At 65.1% G+C, this 12,070-nt stretch carries 14 protein-coding genes; 4 read left to right on the top strand and 10 right to left on the bottom strand.

Annotated elements, in window-relative coordinates; genetic code table 11:
- Positions 1–94 precede the first annotated feature (94 nt).
- Positions 95–823 (bottom strand): molybdenum cofactor guanylyltransferase MobA, encoded by a 729-nt coding sequence (gene mobA, locus BMY25_RS12000; protein WP_238858303.1) that lies wholly within the window; start codon positions 821–823, stop codon positions 95–97.
- Positions 824–926: 103 nt separating this feature from the next.
- On the opposite strand from mobA, the gene apbC reads away from it, so the two are divergent.
- Positions 927–2,132: an iron-sulfur cluster carrier protein ApbC gene (gene apbC, locus BMY25_RS11995; protein WP_092496884.1), complete on the top strand. Its 1,206-nt coding sequence runs from the start codon at positions 927–929 to the stop codon at positions 2,130–2,132.
- Here the strand turns inward: apbC and BMY25_RS11990 are convergent.
- Positions 2,119–3,285 carry a patatin-like phospholipase family protein gene (locus tag BMY25_RS11990; protein WP_238858302.1) on the bottom strand — a complete coding sequence of 389 codons (1,167 nt, stop codon included), beginning with the start codon at positions 3,283–3,285 and terminating at the stop codon, positions 2,119–2,121. The two genes, apbC and BMY25_RS11990, sit on opposite strands and share 14 nt — an antisense overlap.
- A gap of 150 nt (positions 3,286–3,435) precedes the next feature.
- Complete coding sequence (moaA, locus tag BMY25_RS11985) at positions 3,436–4,470, bottom strand: GTP 3',8-cyclase MoaA (RefSeq protein WP_238858301.1); 1,035 nt, start codon at positions 4,468–4,470, stop codon at positions 3,436–3,438.
- 129 nt (positions 4,471–4,599) lie between these two features.
- Between moaA and BMY25_RS11980 the strand changes: the two genes are divergently transcribed.
- A complete protein-coding gene (locus tag BMY25_RS11980; protein WP_092496882.1) occupies positions 4,600–4,959 on the top strand; it encodes a gamma-butyrobetaine hydroxylase family protein in 360 nt (119 codons plus the stop codon).
- Between the two features lie 75 nt (positions 4,960–5,034).
- On the opposite strand, the gene BMY25_RS11975 is transcribed toward BMY25_RS11980, so the two are convergent.
- A complete protein-coding gene (locus BMY25_RS11975; protein WP_092496881.1) occupies positions 5,035–5,679 on the bottom strand; it encodes an outer membrane protein in 645 nt (214 codons plus the stop codon).
- Between the two features lie 255 nt (positions 5,680–5,934).
- Complete coding sequence (gene hpf / locus BMY25_RS20835; protein ID WP_177176838.1) at positions 5,935–6,324, bottom strand: ribosome hibernation-promoting factor, HPF/YfiA family; 390 nt, start codon at positions 6,322–6,324, stop codon at positions 5,935–5,937.
- Between the two features lie 277 nt (positions 6,325–6,601).
- Here hpf and BMY25_RS11965 point away from each other — a divergent pair, with 277 nt between their 5' ends.
- Positions 6,602–7,741 (top strand): alpha/beta hydrolase, encoded by a 1,140-nt coding sequence (locus BMY25_RS11965; protein WP_238858300.1) that lies wholly within the window; start codon positions 6,602–6,604, stop codon positions 7,739–7,741.
- Between the two features lie 154 nt (positions 7,742–7,895).
- Here BMY25_RS11965 and BMY25_RS20830 read toward each other — a convergent pair whose 3' ends face one another.
- Positions 7,896–8,042, bottom strand: coding sequence for a hypothetical protein (locus tag BMY25_RS20830; RefSeq protein ID WP_177176837.1), 147 nt, complete (start codon positions 8,040–8,042; stop codon positions 7,896–7,898).
- A 68-nt stretch (positions 8,043–8,110) separates the two neighbouring features.
- Complete coding sequence (locus BMY25_RS20440) at positions 8,111–8,596, bottom strand: hypothetical protein (protein ID WP_143061956.1); 486 nt, start codon at positions 8,594–8,596, stop codon at positions 8,111–8,113.
- On the opposite strand from BMY25_RS20440, the gene BMY25_RS11950 reads away from it, so the two are divergent.
- The gene (locus BMY25_RS11950) at positions 8,595–10,172 is read left to right on the top strand and encodes an aldehyde dehydrogenase (NADP(+)) (protein ID WP_092496877.1); all 1,578 of its coding nucleotides are present in this window, start codon (positions 8,595–8,597) and stop codon (positions 10,170–10,172) included. The genes BMY25_RS20440 and BMY25_RS11950 overlap by 2 nt on opposite strands.
- 123 nt (positions 10,173–10,295) lie before the next feature.
- On the opposite strand, the gene BMY25_RS11945 is transcribed toward BMY25_RS11950, so the two are convergent.
- From BMY25_RS11945 to BMY25_RS11935, 3 genes are all read right to left on the bottom strand, one after another.
- The gene (locus BMY25_RS11945; protein ID WP_428976967.1) at positions 10,296–10,457 is read right to left on the bottom strand and encodes a DUF1127 domain-containing protein; all 162 of its coding nucleotides are present in this window, start codon (positions 10,455–10,457) and stop codon (positions 10,296–10,298) included.
- A gap of 155 nt (positions 10,458–10,612) precedes the next feature.
- A complete protein-coding gene (locus tag BMY25_RS11940) occupies positions 10,613–11,407 on the bottom strand; it encodes an SDR family NAD(P)-dependent oxidoreductase (RefSeq protein WP_092496876.1) in 795 nt (264 codons plus the stop codon).
- Between the two features lie 62 nt (positions 11,408–11,469).
- The gene (locus BMY25_RS11935; RefSeq protein WP_092496875.1) at positions 11,470–11,994 is read right to left on the bottom strand and encodes a GNAT family N-acetyltransferase; all 525 of its coding nucleotides are present in this window, start codon (positions 11,992–11,994) and stop codon (positions 11,470–11,472) included.
- Positions 11,995–12,070: the final 76 nt, after the last annotated feature.

Here is a 12,070-nt window from a genome sequence, read left to right as displayed (position 1 = left end):
AACCAGAAATTAAAATCGTGCAATGGGGGTTCTGGCCGGCTTCAAGAACATCGCAGGGATCTTGCGTCCCGCCGCTCTCAGGCATCGATGGACCTCAGGTGTCGATCGTGCGGGCGATCGAAGCGGCTTCTTCCGCATCCTCGGGCGTATTGACGTTGAAGAACGGGTCCACCTCGATGCCTCCGGCGCGGATATTGTCGAAGGGCACGTTGATCCGCAGGTAGCGGTCGGCAAAGGACAGGATTTTGGCGCCGTCACTTTGCTTCTTCAGAAAGGCTTCCAGCTCGTCGGCCAGCGCGATGGGCCAGAGCGCGAAGACCGGATGCGTACCGGCGGGGGAGGCGGCCATGGCAACCGTGTCTTCGTCGCGCCCGCAGCCGGCGCCGAGGTTGCAAACGAGATCGCCGGGGAAAAATGGCGTATCGGCCGCGGCGCTCACCATGAAGCGGGCCCGGGGGCAGCTGCAGACCGCCCAGCGCATGCCGGCGAGGATACCGGCGAGCGGACCGAGATTGCCGTCCAGCGTGTCCGGGATGACCGGCAGGCCGAACTCGGCAAAGCGCGCCGGGTCGCCATTGGCGTTGATGGCGAGACAGTCGACCTGCTCGCGCAGACGCGTGACCGCGCGGGCCAGCATGGACCGGCCGGCAAGGGAGAGCAGCGGCTTGTCGCCGCCGCCCATCCGCCGCGACAGGCCCCCGGCGAGGATAATCCCGGCAACCGGCAGCTTTGCGTCCGCTTGCTCGGCGGTAGAAGGATTCGTCATGGCGCTAATGTCTGCGCTGCAAGGGCTTTCGGCAATCCCCATCGCTTCGCGCGGCACGTCATCTGCCGCTTTATAGCGCATTCGTTGCGGAACGGCTTTGATCTGGCCCGCCGGCGCAATATGTCAGGTTGGAATTCTTACAGACTCTTGGACGTATTTCATGGCTGTGATCGACAGGGACCGGGTGCTCGACGAGCTCCGGAGGATAAAGGGACCGGACGGGACGGGTGACCTCGTCGGCCTCGGGCTGGTTTCCGACGTGATCGTCTCGGACGGGAAGGTCATGTTTTCCATCACCGTTCCGGCCGAGCGGGCGCGGGACCTGGAGCCCTTGCGGCAGGCGGCGGAAGCCGCCGTGCGAGCGATCCCCGGCGTGCAATCCGCGATGGTCGCGCTGACGGCGGAGCGGCGGGGCGGTGCCGGAGCGCCGACCCCCAGGCCAGCTCCCGCGGCTCCCCCGGCCGGTCGCGCCGCCTCGCCCGGCCATTCCGGTCACTCCCATGCCGCTCCGGCCGCGCCCGCCAGTCGCGGCGCCGGCGGTGGCAATCCCCCCAAGGCCGGCGTTCCCGGCGTGGGCTCCATTATCGCGGTCGCTTCCGGCAAGGGCGGCGTCGGCAAGTCGACCACCGCGATCAACCTGGCGCTGGGGCTGCAGGGTCTCGGCCTCAAGATCGGCCTGCTCGACGCCGATATCTATGGCCCCTCCGTGCCGCGCCTGATGCAGCTGAAGGGCCGGCCGGAACCGCTGGAAGGGCGCATGCTGAAGCCGCTGGAGGCTTACGGGCTGAAAGCCATGTCGATCGGCTTCCTGGTGGAGGAGGAAACTCCGATGATCTGGCGCGGGCCGATGGTGATGTCCGCGATCACCCAGATGCTGCGCGAAGTCGCCTGGGGCGAGCTCGACGTGCTCGTCGTCGACATGCCGCCCGGCACGGGCGACGCGCAGCTCACCATGGCGCAGCAGGTGCCGCTTGCCGGCGCGGTGATCGTTTCCACGCCGCAGGACCTGGCGCTGATCGATGCGCGCAAGGGGCTCAATATGTTCCGCCGCGTCGACGTGCCGGTGCTCGGCATCGTGGAGAACATGAGCTATTTCGTCTGCCCGCATTGCGGCGAGCGGTCCGATATCTTCGGCCATGGCGGCGCCGAGCACGAGGCCAGCCGCATCGGCGTGCCGTTCCTGGGTGCCGTGCCGCTGCATATGGATATCCGCGCCAATTCCGACGCCGGCACGCCGGTGGTGGTTTCCATGCCCGACAGCGAGCATGCGGCGATCTATCGTCGGATCGCGGCCAATGTGGCGCAGCGGCTGGTGGCCGAGCAGGGGAGCCGCAGGCCCGCCCCGCGCATCGTCATCGAGCAGTAGCGACCACGGGCGCCGGCTTGCCGACATTCGGCAATTCCGGCGCCGCCTGCCAGAATGATCCGGTACGGCCTTTCTCCCGGCCGTACTGGAAGATATGGCGCATGTAGTCCGTATCGAAGCCGGTTGCGCCGTCTTCCGGCTGGTCCTTGCCGATATAGGTCAAGTGGAAGCCGATTCCGTTCGCCTTCGCGAACCGGTAGGTCTGGAACAGCGTGCCGCGACTCTGGAACTTGCTGATGCTGGCGTAGGAACGGCCGGCGATCTCGATGGTCTTGTCGGGCACGACCTTGAAGTCAGGATCGACCTTGTTGTTCATGATCACATAGATATCGGCGCCCTTGCGCGCCCGCGCCGCCTGGGCGCCCTGCAGCAGCATCGCGTCCGGCAGGGTGAAGATCGGCGTCGTCACCGCGCCATCCACATGCATCTCCCGGAAGTGCTTGCCGCCGGCTTCCGCCTCGATCAGCGTCGGCGGGAAGACGATCGGGATGCTGGCTGATGCCACGAGCACCTTCCGGAACAGCGACAAGGCCTGCGGAGACCCGCTGTCGGCGATAGCGCCCATGTTCCAGATCACGCCCCGCTGGGCGTCGAGATCGGTGGTGAGCACGAGCAGAACGCGGCCCTTGCGATATTCCTCGGCGACAGCCGCGAGCATCCTGCCATCCACGTTTCTGTTCACGAGGTCGCGAAGGTGCTGGTTGCTGAAGACGCCGGCGCCGAAGATCGCGTTCAGCGGCTGGATGTCGGCCAGGAGGTTTTTGGCATAGCCGTCGGTGAAGAGTTTCTGCAGCCGGTCGTCATACTGGGGGCCGAGGAAAGCGAAGGGCGCGATCAGCGCGCCGGTGCTGACGCCGGACACGACGTCGAATGGGGGGCGCTTGCCGGATTCGGCCCAGCCCTTGAGAATGCCGGCCCCATAGGCTCCGTCGCCGCCGCCGCCGGAAAGTGCGAGATAGACGAACCGGTGGTCCGTTTCACGGGCCGCGATCCGCTCAATCGGCATCAATTTGTTGAGATCGGCGAGCGAGGCATCCGCCCAGATGCGGATATCCGGTCCCATGCCGTGGACGGTGGCCTTGGCTTCGTCCGCAGCCGTGAAGCTCGTCCGTGGCACCGCGGCGCAGGATGCGAGGAAAACGCTCAGCGACACGGCTCCGACCTTCGAAAGTCGGCGGAGATTTTCCGTCAGGTCAGGACGCAAAGGGAATCTCCCGAAAGATGGAGTCCCTTCACCAGTAACCCAGCCGGCGCGGCAGTCCAGCGAACCCTTGCCGCATGCTGTCGGATATCTGAACGGCGATCAGCCGCCGGTGACGCTCATGTGGCGGGAAACGCTGGGCTGCTGGGTGGCGCGATCGATGACGAAATCGTGCCCCTTCGGCTTGCGCGTGATCGCCTCGTCGATCGCACGGGACAGGAGTTCGTCGCCCTCCGAGGCGCGAAGGGGCGCGCGAAGATCGGCGGCGTCTTCCTGGCCGAGGCACATGTAGAGCGTCCCCGTGCAGGTCACGCGCACGCGGTTGCAGCTCTCGCAGAAATTATGGCTCATCGGCGTGATGAAGCCGACCCGTCCACCCGTTTCGGAGAGTCGGACATAGCGCGCCGGGCCGCCGGTCTTGTGCGGGATCTTCTCCAGCGTGAACTCTTCGCCGAGCTGTCGGCGCACCTCGGAAAGCGGCAGGTATTGGTCGGTCCGGTCGCCCTCGATCTCGCCAAGGGGCATGGTTTCGATGAAGGTGATGTCCATCCCCTCGCCGTGGGCGAAGCGGATCATGTCGGAAATCTCGTGCTCGTTGACGCCCTTCAGCGCCACGGCATTGATCTTGATGGCAAGGCCGGCCTTCTGCGCCGCGCGGATGCCGGTGAGAACGATGCCCAGGTCTCCGCGCCGGGTGATGGCCTTGAACTTGTCGGGATCGAGCGTGTCGACCGAAACGTTGACGCGGCGCACGCCCGCGTCATGAAGACCGGCCGCGTAGCGTTCCAGCTGCGAGCCGTTGGTCGTCAGCGTCAGTTCGTCGAGCTCTCCGGTGCCAATATGGCTACCGAGCGTTTCGAAAAGCTGCATGATGTTCCGGCGGACCAGCGGCTCGCCGCCGGTGATGCGGAGCTTGCGCACGCCCTTGCGCAGGAAGGCGCGGCAGAGACGCTCCAGTTCCTCGATCGTCAGCAGTTCCTTCCGGGGCAGGAAGGTCATGTGCTCCGACATGCAATAGACACAGCGGAAGTCGCAGCGATCCGTGACGGACACCCGAAGATAGCTGATCGCACGGCCGAAGGGATCCACGAGCGAGCCGTTCGTCGCTTCCGCATTGTCCGTCAGTCTCTGAAGCACGATCGTCCGTTCCTCATCGCTCCAGGGCTGCTTGCCCCGGAAGCCGTTCCGTCTCATGTAGGCCGGGACGCCCTCGGGTTAAAGCCTTGTGGCCCGCGTCAGAAGTTTTGCCGCACTCAGGAGTTCCCCTTGTCAGATCCGTGGCCGACGGAATTACGCCTTGCCAAGGATGGTTCGACCCTCACCATCGCGTTCGATACCGGAGAGGTCTTCCCATTCCCCGCCGAATATCTCCGGGTAATGTCGCCCTCCGCCGAGGTGCAGGGCCATTCGCCCGACCAGAAGAAGATGGTCAGCGGCAAGGAAAAGGTCGCCGTGATCCGCATCGACCCCGTGGGCAATTACGCGGTGAAGCTGACCTTCGACGACCTGCACGATACCGGCCTCTACACCTGGGGCTACCTGCTCAAGCTCGGGCGCGAGCGGGAGACCCTCTGGGCGGGCTATCTGGCGGAACTGGCGGAAAAGGGACTTTCGCGCTCGCGCTAGCGGCAGCCCGGAAGAAGCCCCGAAAAGAAAAAGGCCCGGACATGCCGGGCCTTTCCGATCGAAGATCCGCCGATCTCAGAACTTGTAAGCGATGCCCGCCAGCACCGAGTTGGTGTCGGCGTCGCCGTGACCGCGCACGCCGGAAACCGTGACGTCCTGCTTGGCATAGTCGGTGTAGCGGTATTCGACTCGGGCGAGAATGTGGTCCGTGACCATGGCTTCCACGCCGCCGCCGACCGTCCAGCCGTAATCGCCGACATTTTCCTTGTCGCCGTTGAACTTGGCGCGCAGTTCCGTCGCGGCGAAGCCGCCGGTGCCGAACAGCATGACGCGGTCCATCGCGTAGCCGACGCGGCCGCGGATCGTGCCGTTCCAGCCCTGACGGAGGCTCAGGCCGGCTTCGGACGCATGGGTATCGGAGTAGCGCGCATCCACTTCCGCGCCGACCACGAAGTTGCCCATCTGGTAGTTGTAGCCGGCGAACACGCCGCCATCGACGCCGTCGCCATCCAGGTCCACACCGCCGAGATCCGTGTTCAGGCTGGCATTTGCCCAGGTGTAACCCAGCAGCGCGCCGAGATAGGCTCCCGTCCAGGTCTGTGCCGGAGCCACCACCGCGATCGGCGCGGGGGCGGTTTCATGCATCGGGAGATCGGCTGCGAGAACCGGACCGGCGACCAGAGCGAGCACGGAAGCAAGCGTGAGGGAGGAGATGCGCATCGGATATCCCGCTATTGGATGTGAGGCGAAGGGTGACAGGTGAAACTGTTACTTCGTCTACACCTTAAGAGTTAATGAGCGGAAACGACCGACTAACCGCAGCTGTCTGGGCTGAGGCGATGGCGGCTTTTCTGTCTATGTTGCCCTCCGGCAACATTCTTTCTTTCATCGCGTGCGTTTCATTTTCCGCGCAACCGCAGGTCGCACAGGGAGGGGCGCGACTGACCTATGCCGCGCCCCTCGTGAAGTCCGCCGCTATTCCTCTTCGTCGGAAGCGGTGGCGGCGTGATTCCCATCCCTGAGCAGGGCGTCCTTGTCGGTTCGCTCGGGCTTGTCTTCGCGCAGTTGCCGCTTGGTCCGCCGCAGCTGCTTGGCGACCTTGTCAAGCGCGGCGTTGAAGGCAGTGTAGATGTCCCGATCCTTGGCTTCCCCGTTCATGGGAGCGAGCGAGCCCATCTGCATCGTCACGGTGCAACGGAACAGGGTGCCATCCTTGTTGAAGTGCACCGCGGCGTTGTTGAGTTGCCCGAGATATTTGGACGACAGTCGCTGAATGCTCTCCGTCGCATGGGCCGGAAGGGTGTCGCCGAGATCCACCTTTGAACTCTGCACCCTGATTTCGGTCTCCGTCACCTGCGGCTGCATGTGGTCTGTCCTCCTTGGGATGTGCCTTGGCGAATAAAGAGATGATGTCGCGCCGGCCGACGAAGGCAAGGCCGTTGTGACACTGGACGGCTCCGCGCGGGCCGCGAATTTCCGAAATGTTATTATACTGCAGACAGTTAGCCGATGCAGAAACAACATCGAAGGCGACGCCGGCTGCGGGAACGGATCGATGGAGCTTTCGTTGTCGCGACGGCGGTGAGGGCAGGGCGCTCCTTCTTCTCTCGACCGTTCGGATCGACTGAGAAGGGAATCATCGATGATGTTCACCTGGAATCGCGCACTTTCAGCGCGGCTGAAGACTTCGTGCGCGCCCTTGACCGTCGCCGCGGCGTTTACCGCGATGCTGGCCGCCGTAACCGTCGGGAGTGCGGCCGCTGCCGAGCCGGCCAAGGCTCCCGCGCCTTCCGCCGCCGAGGCCTCGCAGGCGAGCGGCACGCTGAAGCGGGCCGATGCGGACGAGCGGCTCGTTCTGGAGAAGCTTCAGGCGTTGGGCGCCAAGGGCGTGCATGAACTCAGCGTGAAGCAGGCGCGCTCGCAACCCACACCCGCCGACGCCGTGAAGGCCGTGCTGAAGGACCAGGGGCAGGGCACCGACCCGGCGCCGGTCGCGGCGACCAAGGACATCACGATTCCGGGCCCCGGCGGCGACATCAAGGCCCGCGTCTATACGCCGTTCGGCGACGGTCCCTTTCCGGTCGTGCTCTACTTCCACGGCGGCGGCTGGGTGATCGCCGACATCGACACCTATGACGGGTCTGCACGCGCCATCGCTCGCGGGGCCAAGGCCATCGTGGTTTCAGCCCACTATCGCCAGGCGCCGGAACACAAGTTCCCGGCCGCGCATGAAGACGCGATCGCCGCCTACAAATGGATGGTGGAGAATGCCGGCTCGCTGAACGGCGACACCAAGCGCATCGCGGTGGCGGGCGAAAGCGCCGGCGGCAACCTCGCGGCCAACGTCGCGATCGCCGCGCGCGACCAGAAATTGCAGACGCCGGCGGCCGAAATCCTGATCTATCCGGTGGCCGGCACGAATACCAGCACGCCGTCCTACGACAAGAACGCCGAAGCGATGCCGCTCGGCAAAGCCGACATGGAATGGTTCTTCGACAAGACTCAATCCGGCCCGGGCGACAAGAAAAACCCGATGCTCGACCTCGTCCACGCCGACCTGCACGGCCTGCCGCCGACGACGATCATCACCGACAGCATCGACCCATTGATGTCGGAGGGCGAGATGCTGGCGGACAATATGAAGAAGGCCGGCGTGAAGGTGACCTACAAGAATTTCGAGGGCGTCACCCACGAGTTCTTCGGCATGACACCGGTGGTCAGCAAATCCGCCGATTCCCAGATGCTGGTTGGCGATCAACTTCAGCAGGCATTCGGGGAATAAGCGAAAGGGCGAGGGCGTTTGAACGCTCTCGCCCTCACGAACGCAGTCCCATCGGGCGCTAAGGACCGCATCGCGGGAACGACGTCACGCCGCTCCTGAAGTGCATACGGGCCACGGCGAAGAATAGTTTCAGACGGTGCGCGTTTGTCGTGGCTCAGCCGCTGAGCCAGCACCAGATCACGGCGAAAGCGGCAAGGGCTATCGCCAGCCGCGCGCCCTGCTGGAAGACCCATTCCGGTATCAGCCCTCCGGACCGGCTTCTCCGTTCCACCCTCGCCTGCAGCGACATCAGGAGGGGCATGGCATCGGCAGACGGTAGACCGGCATCTGCCGTGCGCCCGTTATTCAATTCACGCGAGTTGGCCATGGCTAGCGGTCGAAGGCGCGGGAAAGCTGATCGCTGACATTTTCCAGCAGGGATCGCGCCGTCTGCGCTTCATCCAGCGCCCGTGCCACGCCGTAGCTGATCGGAATGATCATCAGCAGCGTGAAGGTCATCGAGACCATGCGCCGGCGGAGGCGGCGATGACGTCGCTGACGGACAAGGGTCTCGTCGCGCCGCATCGAGCGCTGAAGCATGATGATTTGCTGGCTCGTCGAGGAGAGGCTGCTCTCTCCGAGATCCCTGTCGAACGAGTTCACCGGCGCCCCCACACGCGAAAAGATGTTCGCGTGGGAAGTACAACCGTAAATTGCACAAAGCAACCCTTGTAGGTTGTGCTGCGTGAAAACCGGAAGCCGCCGGATGCCGCTGTTTTCCGGAAAAGAGGACAGTGGCGGGCGACGCCACGGGTTTCTCGTGCCGTTCGGGCGGTATATGCCTAGCCAAACAGAACCGAAAAGGATGAGCAGCATGGCACTGCATGGGGAGATGTTGGTCGGATCATCGGCGCGGCGGGGGACTTCCGGGTCGCTGCGGGGCTTCGATCCGTCCACGGGTGAAAAGCTCGATCCTGCCTATGGCGGAGCGACCGCACAGGATGTGCAGGAAGCCTGTCGGCTGGCGGCCGAGGCTTTCGACACCTATCGCGAGACGAGCATCGAGGAGCGCGCGCGCTTCCTGGAAGCCATCGCGCAGAACATCCTGGATATCGGCGACGAACTGGTCGTCCGCTGCATGGCCGAGAGCGGTCTGCCGCGCGGTCGGCTGGAAGGTGAGCGCGGACGCACCGTCGGGCAGCTTCGCCTCTTCGCCGAGGTCCTGCGGGACGGTGGCTTCCTCGATCTCCGCATCGATCCGGCGCAGCCGGAACGAAAGCCGCTGGCGCGGGTCGACCTCCGTCTGCGAAACATCGCGGTCGGGCCGGTCGCGGTGTTCGGCGCGAGCAATTTCCCGCTGGCCTTCTCCGTCGCCGGTGGCGACACGGCTTCGGCGCTGGCCGCCGGTTGCCCGGTGGTGGCCAAGGCGCATTCCGCCCATCCCGGAACGTCGGAGTTCGTTGGCCGCGCCGTGCAGAAGGCCGTCGCCGATTGCGGACTGCCGGAAGGCGTGTTCTCGCTGATCTTCGACAGCGGCTATGAAGCGGGCCAGGCGCTGGTGGCCGATCCGCATATCGCGGCGGTTGGTTTCACGGGGTCGCGACGCGGCGGCATGGCGCTGATCAAGATCGCCCAGTCGCGGCCGGAGCCGATCCCGGTCTACGCCGAGATGAGCAGCATCAACCCGGTCGTGCTCTTCCCGGGCGCACTCGCCGCGCGGGGTGCCGACATCGGCAAGGCCTTCATCGCTTCGCTGACGCTGGGCTCGGGCCAGTTCTGCACCAATCCCGGCCTCGTGCTGGCGGTGGAAGGCAAGGGGCTGGACGCCTTCGTCGATGCGGCCGCCTCTGCCTTGCAGGAAGCGCCAGCCGGTACCATGCTCACCCCCGGCATCCATGCTGCCTATTCGGAAGGCGTCGAGGCGCTCAGCAAGCATGCACGGGTGAAGACGCTGGCTCGCGGCCTCACCGGCGGCCCCTATCAGGGGCAGGCGGGGCTTTTCAGCACGACCGCTTCCGACTTCCTGAAGGATCCGGCATTGCAGGCCGAGGTGTTCGGGGCAACCGGGCTCGTCGTGCGCTGTGCCGACGAGACGGAGCTGCGGCAGGTTCTGGAGAAGCTGGAGGGCCAGCTCACGGCTGCCCTGCACTTGGAGGCGTCCGACCATGAGAGCGTGCGCCGGCTGCTGCCGCTGCTGGAGCGCCGCGTGGGCCGCATTCTGGTCAACGGCTTCGGCACGGGCGTGGAAGTGGGACATGCCATGGTGCATGGCGGGCCGTTCCCGGCAACTTCGGACGGCCGGACGACCTCGGTTGGCTCGCTGGCGATCCGGCGCTTCCTGCGCCCGGTCAGCTATCAGGATCTTCCGCAGGATCTGCTGCCCGCATCGCTGCGCGACGACAATCCGCTGGGCCTGTCGCGTCGGCTTGACGGCAAGCTCGTCCAGCCCTGATCAGATGTCGTTCTGGAGGGGCGGCCGCGGCCGCCTCGAAGGCCCGTAGGCTGGCCCTGAAAAAGCGAAGGCCGGCGACGCTGAACGTCACCGGCCTTAGTAGACCCGGACTGCGCCGCCTGATTAGAGGCGGGAAGCGTCGCGAGCGATGCGGCTGATATCGCCACGGTTGATACCGAGGTCGCGCAGTTCGCGGGTGTTCAGGTTTTCCAGCTCGCGCTTGGTCACCTGAAAGCGGCGCCAGCGGCGGTAGTTCTCGTAAAGGCTGTTCATCGGGCGGGCCATTGTTCTGCTCCGTTTTGCATCGTTTCGATGCTCAGGATGTAGGCGAACGCCACTGATTTGTGCAGTGCAGCGTTTCGCATGGCTGCGCTGCTTCTTTTGCAGGTCCGGTTAATCGGAGATGGCGAAGGTCCGGCCATCTCGGTGCGAGACGGGCCTCAGCTTTCGTAGCGCGAGGCGATGCGATCGCGCGAAACGTTGGCCCATATCTTTTGCTCGGCCGCCTCGTAGGCCTCCCAGTCCCGAATATCCGGCAGCGACGGAATGCACACGAGCTCGTTCATCTCGAGTGCCCGGAGCGACGCGCGAACCAGATCCGGGGCCATCATGACGCGCTCCGGCGGGAAGTTGGCGAGGTCGTTGCCCGCGATCTCGTGGAAGTCCGTCGCGATCACGCCGGGGATCAGAAGCTGCACCTGAACGCCGCTCCCTTGGGATTCCAGCTGCATGTGGCGGGTGAAAGCTGCGACGTAGATCTTGGACGAGCCGTAGCCGGCATTGCCCGAAAATTGCGCAAACATCGTGCCCGAACCGATATTGATGATCGCTCCGCGCCCACGACGGCTCATGTGCTGCAACGCGGCATTGGACAGGCGGCTGAGCGCGAGAACGTTGACCCGCAGCATTGCGTCCAGCGCTTCCAGATCGAGCTCCGCCACCTTCCCCCGCGCGGCATAGCCGGCATTGTTGACGAGCATGTCGACCGCCGGATCGCGAGCCAGCCGATCGCAGACCGCCTGCACACCCTCGGGCGTGCCTAGATCGACCGGCAGCACCTCCACATCCACACCGTGCGCGCTCCGGATTTCGGCCGCGAGTACACGCAGGCGGTCCTCGCGGCGGGCGACGACCACGAGGTCGTGGCCCTTGGCGGCGATCTGCTCGGCATAGCTCTTGCCGATGCCGGAGGAGGCGCCGGTGATCAGGGCGATGGGGCGTTCGTTGAGCGGCATGCGGGCTCCTTTCCGAGAAACCGGGTAAAACCTGGGGAGCGGTAAAGTTCCGGTGAAACGTTTCAATCGCGGGACAGGACGAGCCGCATCAGCCGCTCGTCCACGTAGCGGTCGCCGATCTTCAAGGCGTTCGGCTCCAGCCCGTACTCGGTAAAGCCGGCGCGGCGATAGAGGGCGACTGCCGGATGATTATCGGCGCTGACCGTCAGGCGCAGTTCCTCGACCTGATCCCCGGCTTCGGCAACAAGCTGCCGCAACAAAGCGCCGGCCATGCCGAGGCCACGCGCCTGCGGGCGGACATAGACGCCCCAGACCAGACCCCTGTGCCGGCTCTTCTCGCGGTCGGAGACGAACAGCGCCACCGTTCCGCAAAGGGTGACCCCGTCCGGTCGGAACGCGCCGATCACCAAGTTGCCTGCGAGCCGGCCGGCGTACCATGTGAGTGCGTGGCCTTGCTCCTCGGCGGCGGTCGAGCCGAAGGCTTCGGGATGTCCTTCCAGGGCCTCCAGCCGCAAGGCCCTGAACGCCTCGGCATCGGCTGCAGTCAGGCGGCGGATGATGAAAGGGCGGTCGGATCGATTTTCCATGACACGTCGTTGCCGAAGAGGGCGCTGCTCGCTCCCTTAGCACGAACCGGTGAGATGCCTCACCGCGGCAAGCTGT

Source organism: Faunimonas pinastri, from assembly GCF_900110915.1.
Classification (GTDB): domain Bacteria; phylum Pseudomonadota; class Alphaproteobacteria; order Rhizobiales; family Afifellaceae; genus Faunimonas; species Faunimonas pinastri.
The sequence above is the reverse complement of the archived record's forward strand: the minus strand, read 5'-3'. Positions and strand labels throughout refer to the sequence as shown.